Origin of the sequence: Gaetbulibacter sp. M240, assembly GCF_043876815.1 — a bacterium.
In the GTDB taxonomy this organism is placed as follows: domain Bacteria; phylum Bacteroidota; class Bacteroidia; order Flavobacteriales; family Flavobacteriaceae; genus Gaetbulibacter_A.
Map to the genome: position 1 here is coordinate 776,478 of NZ_JBAWKA010000002.1, position 25,609 is coordinate 802,086.

Below are 25,609 nucleotides of genomic sequence, written 5' to 3' on the forward strand. Positions count from 1 at the left end.
ATAAACAGTGAAAGAATTACTGTGATAACATTTTTCATATTTAATTTAACTTAAAATTTAACAAAAGTGAAACGATTGCGTAAAAGTCCTAATATAAATTTAATTATTTGAGATTTTAGAGGGAACAAAAGTACATTTAAGGTAGTCAAAAAGTATAACGGATTGAAATCCTTAGATTTTTGTTATTAGGTTAAATTTAAAAGCTGAAAGCTCTAATCTACCAAACCAAAGGTTAAGTTCGAAAAGAGAAAATTAAATTGATGTTTTCTTAAAGTTAAATGTCGAAGTCATCTTTTTAACTTTTAGGTGAAGGTTACAAAAGAATATTTGCTATTTCGGTTATTGAAATTATCGGTTCTAAATTTGTTGAAAATATTCATTTAGGGAGAAAATGAAAATTCAAAATGAGATTAAAGACGGTCCTTTACGGCATGGTTCTAAAAAATGTTCTTTTTTCAAGAATTGCCGAAAATAGGAAGTCCGTTTAGCTTAATATCAAGCTATCCCATTATCTTAATAAGAATAGTAATTAATAGTTCATGAAGATGAAAACTTGTATACTTTACTAGCATGAGCTTATTTTATTTGATTCTTTATTTCCTACTTCGTCAGTATTTAGTTCAATGTTAATCATCAAATTAGAATTTCACAGAAAACTTGTAAGTAGAAATTTTACTATGGGTTAAAATACCAATGAACAGGACAGATACGAACAAGCTTCTTCAAAATTTTTTATTCATACATAGGTTATATTAATAAACCTTAAGTTGATAAATTGATAGTTCAATCAAAATTCGAAAATTAAAAATATATAGGTGGTTTGAAGAATAAAATCCATCCCTTAAAGTTCGTTTTATTCTAGAGAAATTAAGGAGTTTAGGTATCCATATCTTCTTTTCTTTCCATAAAGAAGTAATCTTATATGTATAAAATAAGTGCTGATTATCAAGTTTTTATACTATTTAGATACTTAAAATGTACTTTTGTTCCCTCTAAAATCTCAAATAATTAAATTTATATTAGGATTTTTACAAAAGCACAAAATTTTACAAATCAAGGTCTCTGGTCACAACTAATATAATGATCATGTTTTTAAAAAAAATCTTTAATAAATTGAAAAAAACTGTACAGTTCGCCTTAACGACTATCGAACCTCAACTTACATATGCGCCTATTTCATTTATCGCTATTAGAAATTACTCGTGTGGCTTAATCAACCACCATGAGGATTATCTATGTTATAGAATAAATGTTTCAAGGTTATCCATAATGAAGGGAAACCAATAATTTGTTTTAGTTAGTTACAAAGAACCAAAGTGTTTATAGTTATGTCATAAGTATGAATTTTCTAAAAGCCTTTGGTTTTTTCAATTTTGTCAAAATCAGTTCAATTATATCATTAAAAGGTATTAAGTATCTATGTTAAATAACAAGTTTTTTTTGCTTACAGGAATTTTTGGTTTTCTTCTTTTTACGTGTTGTGAATGTAAAAACGATACCAAAGGTTTGAATAAAATCCTTTATAAGATTAATTTCGATGACCTTGCTGATGCTAATTTATTTGAGGCTGAAACTGAGGTTAACGACCAAGAAGTAAGTATCAAAGATGAAGCACTTGATATTGATGCTATTAAAGGTGCTACGGTTTGGTTTAAGAAAAAGCTTGAAGCTCCTGTTAAGATTGAATATACCGCTGAGTTGATTGCCAAAGGAGGTAATAATGATAGGGTAAGTGATCTGAATTGTTTTTTTATGGCTCTAGATCCTAAATGTCCATCTGATATTTTTTCTTGTCCGGATAGTTTAAGAACCGGTCGCTTTTCGGATTACCATAGGTTAAGAACCTATTATGTGGGTTATGGAGGTCATGATAATTCGACAATCAGGATGCGACGTTATAAAGGTTATACAAAAGAAAGACCGGTTTTACCGGAACATGATCTGGGTGAACCCCATGCGATCGAGGCCAATTTGCCAATTCATGTTGAGATCTCTGTTGTAGAAAATAAAATAATCTATGCACATGATGGTGATACCATTTTCACCATGGTGGATAAACTACCATATCATGAAGGTTGGTTTGCTTTTAGAACGGTTCGAAACCACATGAAAATATCACAATTTAAAGTCACCCAATTAAACACTGTTTTATAAATGTTTAAAGGGAAAAATGTTTTTAAAGATTGTGTTCTTTTCGGCTTTGTGATTAATTTTTCTTGTTTAGATTCATCTGAATCAAAAGGAAAGATATCAGAGCGGATCCGAAAGGGTGATATTCCAATATTGCATACTGATTAATAACAACCAATAAAATCGTAACCAATAACAACTAATGATTAATAAAAACATGAAATCTAAAAACCAAAAAGCAACACTCAGCCATATACTAATATATGCTGTTTTATTTATGAGTACCCTAAGCTTCGGTCAGAACTGGGAAACCCTTTTTAATGGTAAAAATCTGGATGGATGGAAGCCTATTGGAGGAACTGCTGATTTTGAAGTAACGGACGGTATGATTGTTGGATCCAGTAAAATGGATAAGTTAAACACTTTTCTGTGCACGGAAAAAAAATATTCAGATTTTATTTTTGAAGTTGATATATATCTTCCTAATATTTTGAACTCCGGTGTTCAATTCAGAAGTAATACCAGGCAAGAGAAAAATGGTACGCGTGTTTTTGGATACCAGTGTGAGGTAGACCCTTCGCCAAGAAAATGGACAGGAGGTCTTTATGATGAAGGCCGACGTAAGTGGATGTATCCATTAGCCAGAAACCAAAAAGCGCAAGATGCTTTTAGATTGGGAACCTGGAATACTATACGCATTGAAGCTTTGGGGGATGAGATCAATACCTATGTAAACGGACAACTCGCCAGTAGAGTTGTGGATGATATGACCTCAAGTGGATTTATTGGTTTACAGGTGCATCGCGTAGGATCTAAGGACGAAGTTGGTCGTCAAGTGATGTGGAGGAACATTCGAATTCTAACAGAGGATGTCGCAAAATATAGAACCACTCCGGACCCTAGAGTGGAACAAGTTAGTTATCTTAAGAATAAACTTACCGGCTGGGAAAAGAGTCATGGTTTTCGATTGCTTTGGGATGGAAAATCCTCGCAAGGATGGCGTGGAGCCAAGTTGGATGAATTTCCAGAATCCGGGTGGGAGATCAAAGATGGTGAATTAACTGTTTTAGACACCGGTGGTGGAGAAGCAACAGGTCCCGGAGATATCGTAACAACCAAAATGTACAGTGATTTTGAATTGGAACTTGAATTTAAAATCACAGAAGGTGCTAACAGTGGAATTAAATATTTTGTAGATCCAAGCCTAAATAAAGGAACGGGTTCAGCGATTGGCTGCGAATTTCAAATTTTGGATGACAAGAATCACCCGGACGCCAAATTAGGTGTTATGGGAAATAGAACCATCGGATCCTTGTACGATCTTATAACCGCCAAAAACCTATCTACGCCAGGCCGCTCGAAGAACTTTAAGGGTATTGGTAACTGGAATAAGGCTAGAATTGTTTCTAAGAATGGTAAAGTAGAACATTGGTTAAATAATGAAAAAGTGGTAGAATACGACCGTTATTCTCAAATGTTTGAAGCGGTTGTGAACTACAGTAAGTATCAAAAATGGGAAAATTTCGGTCGTTGGCCGGAAGGTACTATTTTATTGCAGGATCACGGGAACAAAGTAAGCTACAGAAGTATTAAAATAAGAGAATTTTAAGGATGACAACACGAAGAAATTTTATAAAGAAAACTACAATGGCCGGCACAGCGATCACTTTAGGTGGCTCGGCCATGGCAATGAGTGCAAAAAGTTATAATAATATCATTGGGTCCAACGAAAGACTGAATGTGGCTATCGTCGGATTAGGGCGACGTGTAAAGGCGTTCTATCCTCCAATTGGGGCTAAGGAAAGTAATGTGAAGTTGTTGTATTTGTGTGATGTGATGGAGAGTCAACGACTCAAGGCGTCGAAAGCCATTAGAGAACATATAAACTACGATCCAAAATTAGAAAATGACATTCGTAAGGTATTGGACGACAAGAATGTGGATATATTGATCAATGCAACACCAGATCATTGGCACGCACCAGGTTCGATTATGGCGATTAAAGCAGGAAAGCATGTTTATGTGGAAAAACCATGTAGCCATAACATGCACGAAAACGAACAGCTAGTGAGTGCGGCTGGACATTATAACAAGATTGTACAAATGGGAAACCAACAACGTTCTTCAAAACATACCATTGAAATTATGAATGAAATTCATAACGGCGCTATTGGAAAACCTTACTCAGCCTTGGCTTTTTACACTAACGGAAGAGGTGAAGTACCATTACAGCAAAAGGCTGCAGTACCTCAAGGATTAGACTGGGAATTATGGCAGGGTCCGGTACCCAGACGAGATTACACTTCTGAAACTTGGAATTATAATTGGCATTGGTACGGCTGGGATTATGGTACAGCCGAGGCCGGAAATAACGGAACTCATGAAATGGATGTGGCGCGTTGGGCACTTCAGGTCGATTTTCCTAAGCACGTTGATGTTGAGGCTGAAAAGCGTCAGTTTCCGGGTGATGGCTGGGAAATGTATGATGATATGTTGGCCACGTTTAAATTTAAAGATAACAAAGTCATTAAGTGGGATGGAAAATCTCGAAATGGCTATGAAACTTATGGTGCCGGTCGTGGAACGATTATTTACGGGACAGATGGATCTGTTTGGGTAGATCGAAATAAATATATTCACTACGATCGTAAAGGGAAGGTCGTAAAAAAATACGATTCAGGGAACAACGAGGCTGGGACAGCGCTTGGTGGAGGAGGTGGTATGTCTACTACCCATGTTCAAAATCTTTTTGAGAGCATACGTGGTAAAGCCCAATTAAATGCTCCTATAGACGATGCCAGTAAAAGTATGGCCATGGTACACTATGCCAACATAGCATTCCGAATAAACAAAGGTTTTGATGTTGATGAAACCAGTGGTAAAATTTTCGATCGTGAAGCTATGAAGCTTTGGAGTAGAGCCTATGAACCAGGCTGGGAGATTTAGTTAAATTTAGATCCGAAGTTTTAATTAATAAATTCAAAATGACCCCAAAGATTGAAAGACGAAAATTTTTGAAAAACACCTCTCTGGCAGTAGGAGGTGTATTGTTGTCGCAGTATATGCTCCACGGCAAAACTGAACCGGAAAATAGAATTATAAACGATATTCTGAAGATTGGTATAATTGGAACCGGAGCCAGAGGTTCCGGGCATATGAGACTCATAAAGAAAATGGATAATCTAAAAGTTGTTGCTTTTTGTGATATTATGCCATTCCGATTAAAAGATGCCATGAAATTAGCACCTGACGCTTTAGCTTATAAAGATTACAAACAGTTACTTGATGATAAGAATGTCGATGCTGTTATTATAGCAACACCATACAGTATGCATGGTAAAATGGCACTCGACAGCTTAGATGCTGGTAAACATGTGTTTTGTGAAAAAACCATGGTACGGGGTTATGAAGAAACTCAAATGGTACTGGAAAAAGTAAAACAGGGCAATCTTATTTTCATGACGGGGCATCAACATCGCAGTAGTCCATTGTATCAAAAAGTAAAAAAAATAATTGATTCAGGGTATATTGGAGATTTGGTTTCCATTGACTGTCAGTGGAACCGAAATAATAATTGGCGCCGTGTTGTAACGGATGAAAAATGGGGACGTATGATCAATTGGCGCATGTATCGAGAATATTCCGGAGGTTTGGTAGCCGAGTTGTTATCTCATCAAATCGATATTGCAAATTGGTATACAGAAAGTCAGTTAACAAAATTCACCGGGATCGGTGGTATCGATTTCTATAAGGACGGAAGAGAAACCTTTGATAATGTCCATGTGAATTGTAAATATGAAAACGGGGTAAATCTTTCCTTATCCTCAACTACAGCCAACGCTTATGGTGGTTACCAGATCAAGATTCTTGGTAAGAAAGCAACCATAGTTCTTACACGTGAGAAAGGTCATGTATATTCCGAAAACACCAAGGCCGAAAAAAAAGGGCTTGTAGATGGTGTTTCAGGGGCTACTCAGGCCTGGGAATCCGATGAAGGTTGGTCCATAGATGCGGATGGCACGAATGCTACCCTTTATGCCTTAAAGGATTTTGCTGAAGCAGTTTTTACCAAACAGCAACCCATATCCAATGTGGAAACGGGAGCTTATGTTTCCAAATCTGTAGATCTTATTCTCGATGCTATTCATTCTCAAAAGGAAAAATTTTGGAGTGATTATCATAAAATCTAATTTGGCTAAGAATTAACGGCAACAAATTTTGAAAAATTATATTGCTTTTCAATTTAAGTTATAAAAAGACAGGGTATTAAGTAAAAGGGAACATGGTATTATTTAGTTGGTTCTTATGAAACATGTTTCCACAACTATTGTTGGGAACCTTTTGATAGGTTTAATAACCCTGTGCAGGAGTTTTCTTCCTCAATAAAAAGGTTGAATATAAAATGGGTCTGTTAGAGTATAATTTTGATATGGCACAACTAAAAAACTTTGTGGAGATTGAAATAATCAGGATGCTGATTTTCTATTATGTAAATTGGGCATGGTACAAACAATCATTTAATGCACATAACCTTAAAGGCTCAAAGCGTTTTTTTCTAAATAATGGACCAGTTAATTATTTTCCCACCATGCTGAATCTTAATTCCCAATCAAGAAGGCTGGAATAGAAAGGCGTTTAAAATGGAAACTGGGAATAAAAGGGATGGTTGTTATACTCTATAAAAAGTTAATAAAGTATTAATTTAAATTAAATCTTTGATAATAAGTTATGATATTAAAACTCAATCATGTAATCCTTACCACAAGTTTACTGGTGATAGCAACACATTTCACCTTTGGCCAGAAACCTGACCCTAATATTCCACCACCAAATATTTTATGGATTGTTAGTGAAGATAATAGTCCTTTGTTAGGTTGTTATGGGGATGGCTTTGCGACAACTCCAGTTCTTGATCAAATGGCTAAAGAAGGCGTTTTATACGAAAATGCCTTTGCTACTGCACCTGTTTGCGCGCCTGCGCGCTCAGCGTTGATCACAGGAATGTATCCCACTACAACAGGGACGTTAAACATGCGAAGTACCTATGAAATCCCTGATTTTATTGAGATGTTCCCTAAGTATTTAAGAGCTGCCGGGTATTACACCACAAACAATGCAAAAACAGATTATAATATTGCTTATTCTGAGAATTTAATGAAAGAAGCCTGGGATGAATCAAGCGATAAAGCGACTTATAAGGATAGAAAAGAAGGTCAGCCTTTTTTTGCAGTCTTTAATTTAGGAGAAACTCATGAAGGCAAGATTCACACATCAGTGGACACCTTAATTCACGATCCTGAAAAAGTACCTCTTCCCGCATATCATCCTAGTACCATGGAAATGAAACAGGATTGGGCTCAGTATTATGATAATGTTACTATGATGGATACCCATGTAGGTAGAATTTTAGAAGAGCTTAAAACGGAAGGACTTGCCGATAATACTATTGTGTTTTATTATAGCGATCACGGAGGCGTTTTGGGACGCAGCAAAAGGTTTGTTTACGAATCGGGCTTGAGAGTGCCTTTGATCATTAGATTTCCAAAAAAGTACCAATATTTAGCTCCAGATTTACCCGGCTCACGTACAGATAGATTAGTTTCCTTTGTTGATTTTGGTCCAACAGTTCTTAGTTTGGCCGGAGTAAAAGTTCCGGAATACATGCAGGGAAAGGCTTTTTTAGGATTTCAAAATCAAAAACCAAAGACCTATACCTTTGGAGTCAGAGGACGGATGGACGAAACTATTGATATGATGCGTAGTACCAGAGATAAGCGTTATCGCTACATCAGCAATTTTATGCCGCATAAAATATATGGGCAATATCTGGAATACTTATGGCGGGCTCCCTCTATGGCCTCCTGGCAAAAAGCATGTGAGACTGGAAATTGTAATGATACGCAATTAGAATTTTGGAAACCGAAACCACCAGAAGAGCTATATGATGTAATTAATGATCCTGATAATGTTATTAATCTGGCCAAAGATCCCAAGTATAAAAAGGTTTTGGAACGCATGCGAAAGGTAACAAATAACTTTTGTTTAGAAACCAGAGATACCGGGTTTTTTCCGGAAGCTGAATTGGTAGCTCGAGCTCAACAGGAGAATAGCACGATTTACGACATGATGCAGAAAAAATCCTTACCGATGAAACATATTATCAATACGGCAATCTTGGCTAGAACCGGCGATCTGGAAAATTTAAGGGTCTTAATGAATAAGATGCGTAACAAAGAAGCAGTAGTTCGCTATTGGGCAGTTACCGGTTGTATCATTTTAAAAGGCAAGTCATTACCAGCGAAAAGGGAGATTTTAAAACTTTTAAAAGATGAATCGCCAAGTGTTCGAATTGCTGCTTCTGAAGCTCTATATTATTTAGGAGAAATAGAAATGGGATTGAAGACACTGGAAAAATCTCTAAGTAGTGATCACATAATGGTTAGGGTTGAAGCACTGAATGTTCTACGTTTGTATGGAAAAGATGCTAAATCCGCTCTGGATTCAGTAAAGGGACTTTTAAAAGGGAAAAGCCCGAAGGATAGATCCTATGACCTAAGATCAGCCCGAGACTTTATTAAAGAAGTAGAAGGTGCATGATTTCTTTTCAATTAGTGAAAATATCATGTCGTTTTTCAATTTTAATAGGCTTAAAAAAATTGGATATATTAAAGTTATTATTAATCAAATAATAATTTTGTGATTCATTCTTTACACACATTTTTGGTTTAAGGTGTTACAACGGTTAGTATATAAAAAATAGGTGACTTCGAAGCACCAAACTTTCGCATAAACACATAGTTTGATAGGAGCCAAAAGCTTTGAATTTAGCAGTATCTCGCCTGTTTTTTATATACATAGTTAGCAGTTCGGGTTTCTTCTTTTCACTCCTAATTTACAAGGATTTTAAGAATTGAATATAAGCTTCCCCCCTTGATTCTGCTATAAAGTCAAAAGTGTAAATAGAAACGCTCATTATTATTAGCCCGACTGCAAGACCTTTAATAAGTTCATTACGCCAAAAGATAATAGTCAAAGCCAAGCCAATTATAAAAAACACTATTTCAACTTTTCTTATAATGTTGAAGCTCTTCATTACTTTCTCCATTCTTGGTATTTCTTCAACCTGGATATTTTGAGGTGTATTTCTATAAAAAGTGGTAACTCGTTCAATATCTGTTGAAGCTCTCAAAATCACGCCAACACAAATGACCAAAAGCAGAATTGATAGTGGAATGGTAGCATAAGCCATCCCCTTTAGAAAGGCCTTTTGCTGAAACAGAAAAAAGATTGATGAAGCAATTAATATCATCGAAGCAATTGCACCAATCGTGCATTGAAATTTTTCACCATTGAAGTAAGTTACGATACTATCCATCCGTTTTTGCTTTATTAATGGCGATAATAAGAAGAATACCGAAAAAGTAATGAGAAACAATTGCCGCAATTACTGTTGTTTCAGCCAATAAGTTATTGAAAACACCTTCATCTTTCATTATCAACCACATAACCCAATCCATAGTTGCACTCGCCATTTGGTAAAACGCAAGTCCTTTTGCAACGCCTAAATGAGGCTTTTTTCTGAAAATCCAAGCCATATAACCCATTGTTCCAAGAGACAATCCGATTAATTTGGCAATCCAATGTCCGTCTGGAGATAAATTCCAACCTGTGGCTAATGGAATTAATGAAGGTGGTAGCATAGCCGCTGCAAAGTAGAAAAACTCCAATATGGCAACAGCTGTAAATAAAAATTTTAAGTCTGTTAATCTGTTCATACGAATATTTTTTGTTGAGAATCCAAATATCTGTCTTAAATTTGAAACCTACAAGTATAGAGTATGGTCTATACTTTATATTTTTTTTTAACAAATAATTTGGTAATGTTAATAAGTGAATTAGCGAAAAGGACAGGTGTATCAATTCATACTCTGCGGTACTATGAAAATTATGGATTGTTTAAGGGTGAAAATGATAAAACAGTAAAGACAAATAATTACAAACAATACGATGAAAGTCTGATTGAAAAGATTCAATTAATTAAGGAGGGGAAGGAAATTGGCTTTACCTTATCGGAAATAAAGAATTTATTGGAAGACTGGTTTAACAATCAATTATCAGAAGAAAAGAAAATTGAAGCTTTGCAAGTTAAAATCATTGAAATTGACTCTAAAATCAAACAATTCAAGCGTGTTAAAAAAATGCTTATCGAAGGCATTCAAGATGTAAAAGACGGTAAATGTTGATCGGTTTTATCTGACCGCTAGCGTCTTGCAATTCGGTATGAAGGGGATTGAGTGTTGTTTACTATCAAATCGAGATAAAGCCAAAACAGGCTAAAACTGCTCCAATAATGCACTTCACCGCTTTTTGCTATATTTTTTGTTCTACAATCGTATTTTCATATTTCAATCCTCATATTCAGGGTTTAACTTTCTGGGAATTGGGGCTTTTGTTTCATTCCACCATTTTTTTAGGTAATCCATCATTTCTTCCTTTTTCTCAGGTTCTTTTATTGCAAGATTATTTCTTTCTCCAATGTCTTGTGCCAAGTTATAAAGTTCAACTTCATCATTTTCAAAATAATAATGTAGCTTCCATTCCCCATATCTTATTACAGAACCTGGGCGCGTTCTAAATAAAGAATCACGATTTTCATTATTATTTACATTATATGCTTGTAAATAAATTGGGAAATGCCAATATAAGGGGCGATCTAATTTTTCTGTTTTTCCTTCTAAAATTGAAGAGAGGTTAATGCCATCAAATTCAAATTGATTATCATTGATTCCTGCATAGTGTAAAATTGTTGGAAATATGTCTAAATTAGTTATCGAGATACTGATTTTTGAATGCGACTTAATTTTGTCCTTATATACAAAGAAAAATGGTTCTCGAATACCGCCTTCATAATAGCTTCCTTTACCAGCTCTCAAGGGAGGTTGTTTGGTTATACCATATAATCCCCCATTATCAGAGGTAAAAACTATTAATGTATTATCAAGTATTCCTTTATTCCTCAATTTTTTAATTAATAATCCAATATTTCTATCAAGGTTTTCTACCATAGTAGCATATTTCGCATTATTCTGACCATTTGATCCTGGTTTTTGATTATATTTTTCAAATAAACTAATTACTGGATTAATCGGAGTATGTACAGCATAAGGAGAATAATAGAGAAAGAATGGAGACGAAACGGTATCAACAAATGCGATGGTTTTTTCCATTATCAGATCGGTCAAGTAATCATCATCACCTCCTTTAATATTTACATTTTTATATGGTGGGTAATAGCTTTTAGGATGTCCATTATGTCCACCACCTATATTTTTATCAAAACCATATTCTAATGGATTATCGCTTAAATGCCATTTACCTGCATGGCAAGTTGTATAACCATTTAATTTTAATACCTCAGGAATAATTTTATGCTTTTTATCTAATGTCTTAGTGTTTTCGATAGGAATCAGTTTTCGGTGTTTTGAAGCACCCCTTTCAGAAGAACCAACTGTATAAATTCCATGCCGAGGGGTCCATTTACCAGTCATTAAACATGCTCTACTAGGCGCACAATTCGCTGAGGCTGCATATCCATCAGTAAATACCATTCCAGAGGCTGATAATTTATCAATATTGGGAGTCTCATAATAATCACTCCCCATAAAACCTGCATCTTTCCAGCCCATATCGTCAATATTTATTATGACAATGTTGGGTTTAATTTCATCTGTGGCATTGTTGCTATGGCAACTAAATGAAATAACTAAAGCCATTGTAATAATTATTGTAAATCTCATATTAGTAATTTTTATAAATAATGTTTAAAATTATGTAGCCTTTATTCAGGACGGGTCACATATTGAAAGGCCAATCGTTAAGTCAAAGTTTAAGCAAACATAAGCTTTTCGATGCAAAGATGATTGCATTAGTTAAGGTGGCCGAGGAAACCAATCAAAACGAATTTATTTTTGAAAGACTTAATCAACAATACAATACTGAGGTTCAACAAAAATCAAAAATGTTATCCACGATTATGGAACCTATTATTATTTTAGTTGTAGGTGTTCTAGTTGGCGTGATTCTAGTGGCCATGTACTTACCAATGTTTAAGTTAAGCAGTGTTTTGGGATAAATTTTATGTTTTCTTGGAACTAATCCAAATAACTGAATTTGTACACCTTAAGTACGTCTCAATCTCTGAAAACCTAGTGTGTTTACTGGGATTAATAGATATTGTATTGGAAAATAGTGTTAAGAGTACTTTCAGGAATTTCTCTTCATGATATAATAATCCAAACTATACTTTCCGCTTCCCAGTATTAAAATGGAAACATAAGCTATGATATAATGTAGGCCTAATTCCTGCCTTGAAAACGGATCATCGCCATGAATTAAAAAAACCGCAATAAGCATGGTTATGATTAAAGGAATACTTGCCAATCTTGTGAATAAGCCAAGAATCAGTAAAATGGAACAAAAGAATTCAGAAAATACGGCGAGAAACAATGAAACTGAAGCGCTCATCCCTAAAACTTCTGGGAAACTTATGGTTTCACCGAATAGCCTTTCAAATTTGGGATATCCATGGGTAAGCATCATGGCACCTACACCGATTCTTAAAAAAAGTGATACCAGGTTAACCAATGTTTCGCTATAATATGTTTGGATTAATTTTTTCATATGGAAATTCTTTGACTTAGGATGAAATTTAATATTCAAGCAGGTTTTTTAAACTGTATAACAAGGTACAAAATATTCTTAAACAGCTCATCTCACTGAGTGTTAAAGGTCTTTTTAGTTGACCAATATCATTTCGGCTTCACCTTGAAACAAATACCTTAGTTCTTGTTTAAATTGTATTTCAATTTGTTATGAAAGTCTTTCAAAAGGTCTTCGCAGAGATTAAATCTATTGGTGCGGTTTTAGTGATTTTTTTGTTCACATGCGATGTTGTGGCACAGAACGCAGCTGATATTGTTAAGAAAGCGGATGACAATATGCGCGGTGAGAACTCTCAGGCGGAATTACTCATGATTACCTCAAGAGCAACATGGTCTCGTGAGATGGCTGTAAAAACATGGATGAAGGGTTCAGAGTTCGCCTTAATCCTTATACAATCTCCTGCAAAAGATAAGGGAATAGTGTTTCTAAAGCGTGGCAAAGAAGTTTGGAATTGGATACCTGCCATTGAACGTGTTATTAAATTACCTCCCTCTATGATGAGTCAATCCTGGATGGGAACCGACTTTACTAACGATGATCTTGTAAAAGAATCTTCTGTAGTCGAAGATTACGAGCATACCATCATCGGAGATACCATCATCCAAAATAAACCTTGTTTTATAATTCAAATGATACCTAAACCTGAAACCGCTGTAGTTTGGAGTAAACTTGTTGTTTGTATTGATAAAAAGGATTTTCTAGAGTTGTATACTAAATTTTATGATGAGGACGGCAGGGTGGTTAACATTATGAACGCTTATGATATCAAGGAAATGGATGGCAGATTAATTCCGACCCACTTTGAGATGATTCCTATGGATAAGAAAAACCAGAAAACAGAGATTATTTACAAAAGGGTCATTTTTAACAGAACCATTAATAATGGCTTTTTCACATTGAACCAAATGAAACATCTGAATTAGTATGTGGTTATTTAAAATGGCATGGAAAAATATGTGGCGCAATCACTATCGTACGGCAATAACAATGTCTGCAGTGTTTTTTGCTGTGCTTTTAGCGGTTCTTACAAGTAGTTTGCAAGTTGGGGTTTTTGATAATCTTATTAAAAATGTGGTGAGTTTTTATAATGGCTATGTTCAGGTGCATAAAAATGGTTATTGGGAAGAACAAATCCTGGATAATGTTTTTGATGATAAGACATTACTTCAGGATAAGATTCTATCAGTTGAAAATATTGGTAGTATAACACCTCGCTTCGAATCTTTTGTGCTCGTTGCTACAGATTCGATCACGAAAGGATGTCTGATAGTTGGTATAGTACCTTCAAAAGAAGATGTTATTACCCAATTAAAAAGTAAGATCATTGACGGTGACTACCTTGGAGATTATGATACGGATATTTTAATGAGTAAGGGACTTGCTGAAAGGTTACGTGTTGGGCTAAATGATACTATCATCCTTTTGGGGCAGGGCTACCACGGCGCATTGGCCAGTGGTAAATTCCGAATAAAAGGGGTTCTTGAATTCGGCTCTCCGGAATTGAATAAACAAACCCTCTATTTAAACCTTCCTGTGACACAAGAGATGTTTGGAGCACCCAATAAGCTTACCTCATATGTAATCCATTTGAAGGATACTAGGGCGATGAATGCTACAGCTTTGTCTTTAGCCCATTTACTTGATGCGAATTATGAGGTCATGACCTGGGAAGAAATGATGCCGGAGGTGAGTCAGCATATAAAAACTGATAAAGGCAGTATGTATATCATTTTCATGCTGTTGTATATACTGGTGTGTTTTGGGATTTTTGGAACCTTACTCATGATGATGGTAGAACGAAAATATGAATTTGGTATGCTCGTAGCTATCGGAATGAAAAAGATTAAGTTGATCTACCTTCTTATTCTGGAGTCATCATTCACTGTAATAACCGGATGCCTTCTTGGTATAGGTATCAGTGTTCCGATTGTGTGGTACTTAAAAGTACATCCAATCAGATTTACCGGGGAATTTGCAAAGACGTATCAGGAATTTGGGTTTGAGCCTATTTTCCCAACCTCTACAGATAGTAGTGTGTTTATAGAACAAGGATTAATTGTATTGACCTTAGGACTTATTTTATCGCTTTACCCCATTATCAAGGTAATCCGATTACGACCTGTTGAATCCATGAAAAAAATGTAATATGAAACTATCATTAGCCTGGAGAAATATCTGGAGAAATAGAACGCGAAGCCTGATCATTATGGTTTCGGTGGCTGTTGGGCTTTTTGCCGGAATTTTCGTTTTGGGGCTGTACGAGGGTATAATGAATTCAAGGGTAAGAACTGTGATCGATACGGAAGTGGGGCATTTACAAATTCATAATGCAAAATTTAAATCGGATTACGACCCCAATTTTGGTTTCAATCCAAATCCTATTTTGGGAAAACTGGACTCATTCGAGGTAATTAGATATATCACAGTGCGCAGTATCACTTATGGCATGCTTTCCACAACGACCGGAAGTGCTGATGTTAAAATCAATGGTATTACTACAAGGAGTGAAAATCAGGTATCACGTCTTAAAGATAAGATTATAGAGGGTGAAGCATTAAGGGCTGAAAATAAAAATGACGTCTTGATAGGTAAAAAACTTGCGGATAAAATGAAATTAAAACTTGGTGGTAAGCTAGTTTTGACCTTAGCTGATAAGGAAAACGAGTTAACCGCCGGAGCATTTCGAGTAAGGGGTATTTACCAATCGGATAATACTCCGTTCGATGAGTTGAACGTATATATTTTAAAACATGTTCTAAATAATTATCTCGGTTCAGAACAAAAAAGTCATGAAGTTGCTATCATATTAAAACGCGATGAAGACCTTCAAATCGCCCAAACTTATATTCAAAATTTATTTCCTGATCTTTTGGTAGAGACCTGGAAAGAAACCAGTCCTGAAACAAATCTTATGGTGGGGTATGTTGATGAGTTTTCCATGGTATTTATTGTTATTATTATGTTTGCGCTCGCTTTTGGAATCATCAATACCATGTTAATGTCTGTACTTGAGCGCACACGCGAAATTGGCATGCTTACGGCTTTAGGTATGAATCGAAAGCGAGTGTTTTCTTTGATTTTAACAGAAACCATATTATTAACTCTTGTAGGTGTTCCCTTAGGCCTTTTTTTATCATGGATCACTTCTAATTATTTCGGTCATGTTGGTATTGATATTTCGTCGTTCTCCGGTGCTGCGATGTCTGGATTTGGATTTAGTTCCATGATTTATCCTGAATTTCCTTTGGAAAGCCTTCCCAGAGTAATGTTAATAGTTGTTTTAACAGCTTTATTATCAGCTTTATTTCCTTCCCTAAAAGCCATAAAACTTCAACCTGCCGAGGCCTTAAGGCGCTAAAATTCAATAATATGAAAACTGTAATTGATGCTCATAAAATTAGTAAAACCTTTAACCCGGATACTATCCCAGTGCATGCCGTGAGAAATGTTCATCTTCATTTGGAAAAAGGAGAATTCGTGGCCTTGGTAGGGCCTTCAGGATCTGGAAAAACAACTTTACTGAATCTTTTGGGAGGTTTGGACAAACCGGATCATGGTAATATTATCATAAACGATATTGATATTACCAAGTTATCACCCAATAAACTGATTGAATTTCGACTACATAATATTGGCTTTGTTTTTCAATCTTTTAATCTGATACCTGTTTTAACCGCTAAGGAGAATGTAGAGCTTATCATGCATTTACAAGGTTGGAAGAAGTCTGTGATAGAAAAACGTGTTAATACGCTTTTTCAGGAAATTGACCTGATTGATAAACTAAATGTGAGACCTGCGCAATTGTCTGGCGGTCAACAACAGCGCATAGCCGTGGCGCGGGCCTTGGCCTCAAAACCTAAATTTGTTTTGGCTGATGAGCCTACTGCCAATTTAGACACGAAATCGGCATCAAAATTATTGGATATTATGGCGAAACTAAATCAGGACGAAGGCATGACCTTTATATTTTCAACGCACGACCAGCGGGTTATTGATAGGGCTAGAAGAGTAATTACCTTGGTAGATGGCAGTGTAAGTTCGGATGTTAGTAATAGTGTAAAACAAAATCAGAGTATGCCTGTTATTTAGTCGCTATGAAAACTTTAACGTTGGTCATAAGAATCTTAGTTTTAATCAACCTGATGTTCCTGTGTTTAATGATGTATTCCCAACCTTATGATAGTTTAAATACTGGAAGGCGAGAACTAAAAATTAACGGTTATATAAAAGATTTACAACGCCTGAGTTTCATTAGAAATAGCGAGCAAACCTTGGATCAAAATTTAATTCATAACCGTATAAATTTAAGATATAATTATGGCTCAGCTTTTAGTGCAGCTGCCGAGTTTCGGAATCGTATTTTTTGGGGTGAAGCAGTGCGACTGAACTCAAATTTCTCACAACAGTTAGAAAACCCCAGTGATTTTTTTGATCTGTCTGTATCGTATCTGAAACGGCCTGATCTTTTAATGCATACCAATATTGATAGAATATGGCTTCAATTTAGTCTGAAACATTTTGAAACTCGTTTGGGGCGTCAACGCATAAACTGGGGTATAGGGACGCTTTGGAATCCGAATGATATATTCAATACTTATAACTTTTTGGATTTTGATTATGAAGAACGACCGGGTCGTGATGCCGTAAAATTCACGTATAAATTTGGAGGTATGTCGAATATTGAATTAGCTATAGCTACTTCTGAAGGAATGAAACAGCAGGTTATAGCTCTTAAATATTTTTTCAACAAACAGTATTATGATTTTCAATTCATTGCTGGCCAATTTAACGATACTGTGACCTTAGGCGGTGGTTGGTCTGGGCGTATTGAAAACATTGGGTTTAAAGGGGAATGTCAATACTTTTTTTCTCATAAGGAAAAGGATGATCTATTAAACATTACTTTGGAGGCCGATTATCTTTTAGAAAATAGTTGGTATTTAGGAGGCGGGCTATTGTTTAACAGTTATGGTGTTTCTAAACCTCAGGATAACTGGGAGACTATTTCCTTTGAATTATCTCCAAAAAATTTAATGCCAACAAAATGGAATGCCACGTTGACCGTCCGAAAACAATTTACGCCATTATTTACAACAGGGTTAACGACTATTTATTCTCCAGGCACAAATCTGTTTCTGGTACTTCCCGGTTTGAGTTACAATATAGCGACCAATTTAGACCTGGATTTTGTAATGCAATCATTTTTCGCAGAGTTTCAAAATACATTTAACGGACTTTCACATAATATTTTCCTTAGGACAAAGTGGAGTTTTTGAATATTTCAGTTTTTAAGTTTTAATACACTTTATGACAATGGAAAGTAGGAAATCTTGTTATCCGTTCTTATCCTTTGTTTTCGCCTGTTTTCTTAGTTTGTAGGTTGTATAAAATCCTATAAAAAGACCAATAATCATAAAGTTTACAACGAAATTTTTTAAGGAGAATTGTTGGTCCTCATAGTAATCAAACCCGGCCATAATCAAGGAATAAACCAATCCTGAAATTAATCCTGCTAAAACAGATTGTCTGGTATCCGACATTATACTTTCGTTTAAATTGACTTCTATTTTCTTCTAGGAAATAGATAGAAATTAAAAATTTAAATAAATGTAATCAGAATTTAACTAGACAACAAAATTAGCAGGATTTAAATTATTATTGTAAATAACTAGGTTACTGGTAATAATTATTCCGCTTCAGCAGGAGCATTGTTACTCCACATACCGTATAAAGAAACCCATTTGCCTTCCTTATTTCGTTGTAATATTTCTGTATATTTTCCAGTGTCTACAATGGTATCATTATCCGGACCCAAAAAGCGTAGTTCAAAGGTGCCAATTTCGTAACCTAGATCACCATCACTTTTGGCATCTATTGTTTTTACACGGGCGTCAATAATACCGGCATCAATAGCTCCTTGCCAATATGTTTGTATGTTTTCCCTTCCTGTTACAATATTCTCATTTGGTGGTAGGAGTGAGGCATTCTCATCATAAACCATAGCTGCAGCAGCGGCATCATGAGCAATTAAGGCTTTAGCAAAATCCCGGTTCATTTGTCCAAGCTCTTCAACGGTTGCTGGTTTAGGCATTAATATAGTTTCAGGACTTTTGTCTTCCTGTTTACAGCTCCAAAATATTATGAGGATGAGGAGAATAGAAAAAAAAGTACGTGATTTAATTAGAAATTTCATGTTAGCTTGTATTAGTGATTGCCTACTCTTTGTGGTTTTCGGCTTCCCCAAAATCACTATGGTTCAGAAGTTATAATCAAGGTATTGGGGTTTGAAATCTCAACGTTTTCAATACAATGCAAAGCTTTCAATTATTTAAAGATAACTTTATTTAACGATAAATCGAAGTTTTATTAATGGATTAGAATAACTATAAATCAATGTGTTATAGAATTCAGTTACATGTTGAACTATTATGGCCTTAGAATTTAGACTGAAGATTTTACCTGATTTCCTTCCGGAAAAACTAAAGCCCTTTGGTTCATGATAATCTGCAAACTCAATATCATAATAATTTGCCAAAAATTGAACACATTAAATAAACCAAAGGCTGACTCAGGAATCACACTATTCATAATAAGTATAATGATGGCGATGTATTGTGTCCAACGTGTGATTTTGGTTTTTGGGAATTCGAAAATAAATTTAAAAAGAAAAAACACGGCTAAAGGCGATAGAATAAAGGTTGATAAGGTATATACCAAATCAACAGTTAACCATATTCCAACTTTGAATTCTTTTTGAAGACTAAGAATCTCTATAACCTTATCAAACACATTAGCTCCTAAAATACCTATAAAGAAGGAAACATAAGAAAATACTATGCTAAGGGTGATACCTATTATTATTTTTGGTTTTAAATGTTCCAGGTTTGTTAAGCTTATAACGAGGCTAAATATAATGGGATATACATAGAAATTGGCATCAGTGGCTATTAAGATGATCACTGCAATTATAGGTGAAAAAAGTTTTAAAAGAAGTCTGGTCTTATTTCTGTCGGGCTGCTCTTTTAGTGCGGTACTCATAACGTCTTGTGTTTGGTTCGTTGTGTAGTTTACACTAATTTAGTAAATAAATCACTTAAATACCCGGAGAGATAGGTTATTATAATTAAAAATTATAATCTACTCTTTTTCTACGATCTCCACTTCAAAGAGTTTATCCCAATGTTTTCCTGTTACAAAGATCGTTTTTGTTCTTGGATTGTAAGCGATACCATTTAATACGTCCAATTCAGCATGCTGTGTGACCTTATTTTTAAGCGGTGTAAAGTCAATAACACCAGTGACAGCACCATTTTTAGGATTAATTATAGCAACCCCATTCTTTTGATAACGGTTAGCATAGATCTTACCGTTTATCCACTCCATTTCGTTTATCTCGATAATCTTACCTTTATTAGTGTAGACTTGTATATAACTTTCTTCATTAAGGGTCTCAGGATCTAACAGCCAGATATTTTCTGTGCCATCACTTTTGTAGATGGTTTTACCATCGTTGCATAAACCCCAGCCTTCCTTACTCTTATTGTATTCAAAACTTTTCAGTTTTTTAAAACTGCTTAGATCATAAACAAAACCTCTACCAGCCCGCCAAGTAAGCTGATAGATCTTATTATTAAGAACAGTTAGACCTTCACCAAAAAACGCATTAGGTAGATCGATGTTTTTTAAAACCTTACCGGTTTTATAGTCCACTTGTCGCAATTTCGATTCTTTAAATTGCCCGGTGCTTTCGTAAAGTGTATCATTATAGAATTCCAGACCTTGGGTGTAGGAGCTTATATCATGCGGATATTCATGAATAACTTTAAACGTATATATTTTTGGTAGGTCACTATTTAAAATCTCTATAGCTGTTTTTGCAACTTGTTTTCCACCATTAAAATAGACTGTGGCCTCAATAAAGTGTTTTCCAAGCTTAAAATCTTTCAGATCTGCTTTAGCACCTATCTTCTTACCTTCCAGGGTATAAACCACAGAATCTATAGTATGCTGTTTTTTGTTCTCTAAGCTAAGATTAAGCGTTTTATCATTACTAATACTACCTTTTGTAGCATTTGTATTAATGCTGAAATCAACTTTACCGGAACCTGAATTCGAGCCGCATCCAATAAAAAACACACCTAAAAATATGATTGGTAGGGACTTAAATAATATCATTTTATTTTCAATTTTAAAGCAAGGTATTTATTTAAAATCAGTTTAAAAAATCATTGTGAAAATTTTAAAAGTATGTATCTTTGCACGGGCAAGTCCTGCACAACCAGCTCCTGTCGAATCCTCCAGGTCGGGAACGAAGCAAAGGTAGATGGTCGTAGCGGTGTGATGTAGGTAGCTTGCCCTTTTTTTATGCTCTTCAGTTTCATAAATCTTTCTATCTTTAAAGTTAAATAAATAGCACATGGGTAAAGTTGTTTTAATTACCGGTGGGTCTTCGGGCATCGGAAAATCTATTGGTGAGTACTTAAAAAGCAAGGATTTTATAGTTTACGGTACTAGTCGTACTCCTGAGAAATATACCGACAGTAATTTTCCAATTTTAAACCTCGACGTTACCAATGTCTCTAGTATTCAGAGAGCGGTAAATCGTGTTGTTTCTATTGAAAACAGGATAGATGTGTTAATTAATAATGCGGGAATTGGTATTACGGGACCTATAGAAGAGATACCTGAGAAAGAAATTAAGAACAACTTTGAAACTAATTTTTTTGGTCCGATTAACATGATCAAAGCAGTACTGCCGAAAATGCGGGAACAAGGATCGGGTTTGATTATTAATGTGACGTCCATTGCTGGTTATATGGGGCTTCCGTATCGCGGAATTTACAGTGCGAGCAAAGGAGCCTTGGAGTTAGTTACCGAAGCCTTACGGATGGAGATAAAGGATTTCAATATTCACATGACCAATGTAGCTCCGGGTGATTTTGCTACTAATATTGCATCTGGTCGTTACCATGCTCCAATAGTGGAAGGTTCTCCCTATAAGACCCCTTACAAGAATACTTTAGAATTAATGGATGCTCATGTGAACAGCGGCAGTAATCCGGAGGAAATGGCTGTAGCAGTCTTTAAAATAATACAGACGAAACGCCCTAAAGTGCATTACAAAGTAGGTGATTTTCTTCAGAAGTTCTCGATAGTATTAAAGCGAATTTTACCCGATAAGGCTTATGAAAAAATGTTGATGAAACATTATAAACTTTAAGATCATTGATTAATCAAGCCTAATAATTCATCTTCGAAGCGCACTGAAAAAATATTCGTATTATTATTTACAATTTTATCATTAGGATTAACCAAAAATGATTTGGTCATAGGATAGACAGCAAGAGTTTCTGCTGATGTTTTGGGATATTTTAAATGATATTCATTTTTATATCCAAAACGATTTTTACTAAGTGCTAATTTTGATCTACCGGTATCAACAAGCCCGTCTATATTGATCATAATAAAATGAACTTCAGGATACTTTTGTTTAAGTTCTTTTATTTTAAAATGACTTTCTCTGAAATGATTATAGTAGTTGTTAGACCAGAATGAAATAACGGTTGGTTGGTTTATAACATCATTTATTTTAACATGATCATTATTATAATTCACCAAATCAATATTTGGGAAATCACTACCTACTTTTAAATTTTGAACCGAAGTATTAAAGCGCTTAAGCCTATCGTTATTGTTCTCATTTTGGCTGTGAGCCAAGAAATAATTCAGGATTTTCTCGTTGTTTTCGATATCTTGACTTTTAGTAAGGTAATTTATGGTGAAATAATACAAAAGGTCGTCCTTCATTTTGGGATTACTCACTAAGCTGTCGATCAGTTTTAATTTATCCATATTATAACATAATGAGGTACGCCCGAAAATGTCTTGATCGGAATGACTCAAATGTTCTTGAAGTGCAGCTGTATTAAAACTATAACGAAGAAAGGATTTGTAAAGAAAGTGGTCTTTTAATGCCTCGTCGTTATAATCAATTTTTTTTCTGTAATCAAAATAATTATTGGGTAAGGACGCCAAAATTTCTTTTTTGTTTTTTCCACGATGTAAAAATGGATATATCTCCTTACTAGAGTAGTAGCTATACTCTGCATTTGTTTTTACAAAATCCTTGAACGTTTGCGAAGCTCCATGTTTTTTTTCGAAGTTATCAAGCTTTTCTAACTTCGCGGTTTTAACAGAATCAATATGTTTTAAGTAGTCTTCAGGGGATAATTGACAAGAACCGTATAAACGTTGCTTAGTCTTTTCGTTTTCTAAAAAATCGTTAATTAAAAAATTATTGCGTTTGGATCCTTCACCTGAAAACACCAGGGACTCATCAAATTCAAGGGTATTTAACCGAATAAGCAAACTATCCAAAGGTTCCAGCATCATCATTTGAAGTTCGCCACCGTGATGAAAGGAATATAGTCCTTCTTCTACATGATCTAACTTATAAGTGAAACGGTTTCGACCATCCAACTTAATGGTATCAATCGTGGTTTCATCTTTCGTTAAAATAATATAGTTGCTTTGGGGATTTATAATTTCTCCCCCAATAAATGCATGTGTCTTGTTGGTTTCATTTGTTTTATTGCATCCTAAAAACAGGATGGACATTAAAATAGAACCCATCAAAATATATAACCTCATAAATCCTACTTAATATATTTATCGATAACAAAAATAAATGTTGTTCTAATAAAGTCCTGTTAAGGCGTTGTTAATATTTACATAACATTGTATTTTACAAGGTTCTGCGATTTAAAAATAAGCATTTAAGTTTCGGTGTAACAATTCAATTTTCTACTTTTGCCGAAATATTAAAATACGGCTATGTTAACAGTATCTAATTTATCAGTTCAATTCGGAAAGCGCGTTCTTTTTGACGATGTAAACACCACCTTCAATACCGGGAATTGCTATGGTATTATTGGCGCTAACGGTTCTGGAAAATCTACTTTTTTAAAAATTATTTCTGGTAAAATGGACCCGACTTCAGGTCATGTATCCTTAGAGTCCGGAAAACGTATGTCTGTATTAGAACAAAACCACAACTTGTATGACGAGAATACGGTTCTTGAAACGGTATTGATGGGAAATAAGCCTTTATATGATCTTAAAACCCAAATTGATGCTTTGTATGCTGACTATTCCGACGAAAATGCCGATAAAATTGGGGAATTGCAGGTTTCTTTTGAAGAAATGAATGGGTGGAATGCCGATAGTGATGCTGCTGCTTTACTGTCGAACCTTGGCATAAAGGAAGATTTACACTACAGTTTGATGGGTGATTTAGATGGGAAACAAAAAGTACGCGTGCTTTTAGCCCAGGCCTTATTTGGAAATCCTGACGTACTTATCATGGATGAGCCTACCAACGATCTGGATTACGAAACAATATCATGGTTGGAAAACTTTTTGGCTAATTATGATAATTGTGTGATCGTGGTTTCTCACGACCGTCACTTTTTAGATGCGGTTTGTACGCATATTTCGGATATCGATTTTGGAAAAATCAATCATTATTCTGGAAATTATACATTTTGGTATGAGTCGTCTCAGTTAGCCGCAAGACAGCACGCACAACAGAATAAAAAAGCTGAAGAGAAGAAAAAGGAGTTGGAAGAATTTATTCGTCGTTTTTCTGCTAACGTGGCCAAGAGCAAACAAGCTACCAGTAGAAAAAAGATGATTGAAAAGCTTAATATTTCAGATATCAGAAAAACAAGTCGTCGTTATCCGGCCATTATTTTTGAGCGCGATCGTGAAGCCGGTGATCAAATTTTAAATATCGAAGGATTACAAGCTTCCCTTGACGGTGAACTTTTATTTAAGAACATCGATCTCAATCTAGCCAAAGGCGATAAAGTTGTAGTATTTTCAAAGGATTCGAGAGCTACTACCGCTTTTTACCAAATTATTAATGATAAAGAAAAGGCTGATGCCGGAAAATTCCAGTGGGGTATAACCACCACGCAGGCTTATTTACCTTTGGATAACAGTGAATACTTTAATAACAATTTATCCCTTGTAGATTGGTTGCGCCAATGGGCAAAAACAGAGGAGGAGCGTGAAGAGGTTTACATTCGCGGTTTCCTAGGAAAAATGATTTTCAGTGGTGATGAAGCTTTGAAAAAATCAAATGTGCTTTCTGGAGGTGAAAAAGTACGTTGTATGTTGAGTAGAATGATGATGCAGCGTGCAAACGTATTGATGCTAGATGAACCAACAAACCACTTAGATTTGGAGAGCATTACGGCCTTCAACAATTCATTGAAAAATTTTAAGGGAACAGTGTTATTTACCACACATGATCATGAATTTGCTCAAACGGTAGCGAACAGAGTTGTTGAATTGACCCCTGGCGGCATTATTGATCGCTATACCACTTTCGAGGAGTATATGCAAGATAAAAACATTAAGGAAATCCGCGAAAAAATGTACGCTGTTGAAGCTTAATCATTTTGTAATTCGCTAGTAAAACTTTCAACAATTTTAACCGCCACATCCAGTTCGTCTTGGTGAACATGAATTTCCTGAACCGAAGGATTAGAAGCTCCAAAAAGCGGTGTTAAACCACTACCGGTACGGTCTTTTAGAACAGGAGAAATATTCTCCTTTTCTAAGGCCTCCGCAATACGTTGTACTGTTATAAATTCGCCGGTATAAATTTTTATGTAATCGTGATGGGACATAATTTCAGGTTTTTATAAGTTCATATAAGATACGAAATAAAAGATAAAAGTTTATTAAAAAA

At 35.2% G+C, this 25,609-nt stretch carries 24 protein-coding genes and 1 other RNA gene; 15 read left to right on the forward strand and 10 right to left on the reverse strand.

All coding sequences use genetic code 11. The features are described from left to right. Positions 1 to 1,506: 1,506 nt before the first annotated feature. From V8G61_RS09000 to V8G61_RS09020, 5 genes are all read left to right on the forward strand, one after another. Positions 1,507 to 2,154: a DUF6250 domain-containing protein gene (locus V8G61_RS09000; protein WP_394875234.1), complete on the forward strand. Its 648-nt coding sequence runs from the start codon at positions 1,507 to 1,509 to the stop codon at positions 2,152 to 2,154. Positions 2,155 to 2,347: 193 nt separating this feature from the next. Continuing rightward, entirely contained in the window at positions 2,348 to 3,739 is a 1,392-nt protein-coding gene (locus V8G61_RS09005; RefSeq protein WP_394875235.1) for a DUF1080 domain-containing protein, read from the forward strand. A gap of 2 nt (positions 3,740 to 3,741) precedes the next feature. Continuing rightward, complete coding sequence (locus V8G61_RS09010; protein ID WP_394875236.1) at positions 3,742 to 5,076, forward strand: Gfo/Idh/MocA family protein; 1,335 nt, start codon at positions 3,742 to 3,744, stop codon at positions 5,074 to 5,076. A 38-nt stretch (positions 5,077 to 5,114) separates the two neighbouring features. Beyond that, positions 5,115 to 6,320 (forward strand): Gfo/Idh/MocA family protein, encoded by a 1,206-nt coding sequence (locus tag V8G61_RS09015; RefSeq protein ID WP_394875237.1) that lies wholly within the window; start codon positions 5,115 to 5,117, stop codon positions 6,318 to 6,320. Between the two features lie 538 nt (positions 6,321 to 6,858). Next, the gene (locus V8G61_RS09020) at positions 6,859 to 8,727 is read left to right on the forward strand and encodes a sulfatase-like hydrolase/transferase (protein WP_394875238.1); all 1,869 of its coding nucleotides are present in this window, start codon (positions 6,859 to 6,861) and stop codon (positions 8,725 to 8,727) included. A 295-nt stretch (positions 8,728 to 9,022) separates the two neighbouring features. Here the strand turns inward: V8G61_RS09020 and V8G61_RS09025 are convergent, their stop codons facing one another. Then, positions 9,023 to 9,505 (reverse strand): hypothetical protein, encoded by a 483-nt coding sequence (locus V8G61_RS09025; protein ID WP_394875239.1) that lies wholly within the window; start codon positions 9,503 to 9,505, stop codon positions 9,023 to 9,025. Next, on the reverse strand, positions 9,498 to 9,905 hold the full coding sequence (locus V8G61_RS09030; RefSeq protein WP_394875240.1) for a hypothetical protein: 408 nt from the start codon (positions 9,903 to 9,905) through the stop codon (positions 9,498 to 9,500). The genes V8G61_RS09025 and V8G61_RS09030 overlap by 8 nt, the downstream gene beginning before the upstream one ends. Positions 9,906 to 10,010: 105 nt before the next feature. On the opposite strand from V8G61_RS09030, the gene V8G61_RS09035 reads away from it, so the two are divergent. Continuing rightward, on the forward strand, positions 10,011 to 10,373 hold the full coding sequence (locus tag V8G61_RS09035) for a MerR family transcriptional regulator (RefSeq protein WP_394875241.1): 363 nt from the start codon (positions 10,011 to 10,013) through the stop codon (positions 10,371 to 10,373). Positions 10,374 to 10,535: 162 nt separating this feature from the next. Here the strand turns inward: V8G61_RS09035 and V8G61_RS09040 are convergent, their stop codons facing one another. Beyond that, positions 10,536 to 11,927, reverse strand: a complete 1,392-nt coding sequence (locus V8G61_RS09040) for a sulfatase (RefSeq protein ID WP_394875242.1) — start codon at positions 11,925 to 11,927, stop codon at positions 10,536 to 10,538. A 62-nt stretch (positions 11,928 to 11,989) separates the two neighbouring features. On the opposite strand from V8G61_RS09040, the gene V8G61_RS09045 reads away from it, so the two are divergent. Next, positions 11,990 to 12,262, forward strand: coding sequence for a type II secretion system F family protein (locus tag V8G61_RS09045; protein WP_394875243.1), 273 nt, complete (start codon positions 11,990 to 11,992; stop codon positions 12,260 to 12,262). 131 nt (positions 12,263 to 12,393) lie between these two features. On the opposite strand, the gene V8G61_RS09050 is transcribed toward V8G61_RS09045, so the two are convergent. Then, positions 12,394 to 12,810 (reverse strand): DoxX family protein, encoded by a 417-nt coding sequence (locus V8G61_RS09050; protein WP_394875244.1) that lies wholly within the window; start codon positions 12,808 to 12,810, stop codon positions 12,394 to 12,396. A gap of 191 nt (positions 12,811 to 13,001) precedes the next feature. On the opposite strand from V8G61_RS09050, the gene V8G61_RS09055 reads away from it, so the two are divergent. Genes V8G61_RS09055 through V8G61_RS09075 form a run of 5 tightly spaced genes read left to right on the forward strand, consistent with a single transcriptional unit; the run spans position 13,002 to position 18,128 of the window. Continuing rightward, entirely contained in the window at positions 13,002 to 13,775 is a 774-nt protein-coding gene (locus V8G61_RS09055; protein ID WP_394875245.1) for an outer membrane lipoprotein-sorting protein, read from the forward strand. 31 nt (positions 13,776 to 13,806) lie between these two features. Then, a complete protein-coding gene (locus tag V8G61_RS09060) occupies positions 13,807 to 14,997 on the forward strand; it encodes an ABC transporter permease (RefSeq protein WP_394875246.1) in 1,191 nt (396 codons plus the stop codon). A 1-nt stretch (position 14,998) separates the two neighbouring features. Next, positions 14,999 to 16,210, forward strand: a complete 1,212-nt coding sequence (locus V8G61_RS09065) for an ABC transporter permease (protein ID WP_394875247.1) — start codon at positions 14,999 to 15,001, stop codon at positions 16,208 to 16,210. Positions 16,211 to 16,221: 11 nt separating this feature from the next. Continuing rightward, positions 16,222 to 16,941: an ABC transporter ATP-binding protein gene (locus V8G61_RS09070; protein ID WP_394875248.1), complete on the forward strand. Its 720-nt coding sequence runs from the start codon at positions 16,222 to 16,224 to the stop codon at positions 16,939 to 16,941. Positions 16,942 to 16,946: 5 nt separating this feature from the next. Further along, a complete protein-coding gene (locus V8G61_RS09075; protein ID WP_394875249.1) occupies positions 16,947 to 18,128 on the forward strand; it encodes a hypothetical protein in 1,182 nt (393 codons plus the stop codon). 57 nt (positions 18,129 to 18,185) lie between these two features. On the opposite strand, the gene V8G61_RS09080 is transcribed toward V8G61_RS09075, so the two are convergent. The 4 genes from V8G61_RS09080 to V8G61_RS09095 all read right to left on the reverse strand — a co-directional run bounded on the left by V8G61_RS09080 (position 18,186) and on the right by V8G61_RS09095 (position 21,027). Continuing rightward, a complete protein-coding gene (locus tag V8G61_RS09080; protein ID WP_394875250.1) occupies positions 18,186 to 18,392 on the reverse strand; it encodes a hypothetical protein in 207 nt (68 codons plus the stop codon). Positions 18,393 to 18,538: 146 nt separating this feature from the next. Further along, the gene (locus V8G61_RS09085; protein ID WP_394875251.1) at positions 18,539 to 19,045 is read right to left on the reverse strand and encodes a YybH family protein; all 507 of its coding nucleotides are present in this window, start codon (positions 19,043 to 19,045) and stop codon (positions 18,539 to 18,541) included. A gap of 248 nt (positions 19,046 to 19,293) precedes the next feature. Next, positions 19,294 to 19,890: a hypothetical protein gene (locus tag V8G61_RS09090; protein WP_394875252.1), complete on the reverse strand. Its 597-nt coding sequence runs from the start codon at positions 19,888 to 19,890 to the stop codon at positions 19,294 to 19,296. A gap of 99 nt (positions 19,891 to 19,989) precedes the next feature. Then, positions 19,990 to 21,027, reverse strand: coding sequence for a glutaminyl-peptide cyclotransferase (locus V8G61_RS09095; protein WP_394875253.1), 1,038 nt, complete (start codon positions 21,025 to 21,027; stop codon positions 19,990 to 19,992). A gap of 86 nt (positions 21,028 to 21,113) precedes the next feature. Between V8G61_RS09095 and ffs the strand changes: the two genes are divergently transcribed. Beyond that, positions 21,114 to 21,212, forward strand: an RNA gene (gene ffs / locus V8G61_RS09100) — signal recognition particle sRNA small type. 56 nt (positions 21,213 to 21,268) lie between these two features. Further along, complete coding sequence (locus V8G61_RS09105) at positions 21,269 to 22,072, forward strand: SDR family oxidoreductase (RefSeq protein ID WP_394875254.1); 804 nt, start codon at positions 21,269 to 21,271, stop codon at positions 22,070 to 22,072. Between the two features lie 2 nt (positions 22,073 to 22,074). Here V8G61_RS09105 and V8G61_RS09110 read toward each other — a convergent pair whose 3' ends face one another. Beyond that, positions 22,075 to 23,502, reverse strand: a complete 1,428-nt coding sequence (locus V8G61_RS09110) for a TlpA family protein disulfide reductase (protein WP_394875255.1) — start codon at positions 23,500 to 23,502, stop codon at positions 22,075 to 22,077. A 183-nt stretch (positions 23,503 to 23,685) separates the two neighbouring features. Between V8G61_RS09110 and V8G61_RS09115 the strand changes: the two genes are divergently transcribed. Continuing rightward, entirely contained in the window at positions 23,686 to 25,311 is a 1,626-nt protein-coding gene (locus tag V8G61_RS09115) for an ABC-F family ATP-binding cassette domain-containing protein (protein WP_394875256.1), read from the forward strand. On the opposite strand, the gene V8G61_RS09120 is transcribed toward V8G61_RS09115, so the two are convergent. Next, entirely contained in the window at positions 25,308 to 25,547 is a 240-nt protein-coding gene (locus V8G61_RS09120; RefSeq protein WP_394875257.1) for a putative signal transducing protein, read from the reverse strand. The two genes, V8G61_RS09115 and V8G61_RS09120, sit on opposite strands and share 4 nt — an antisense overlap. Positions 25,548 to 25,609 lie beyond the last annotated feature (62 nt).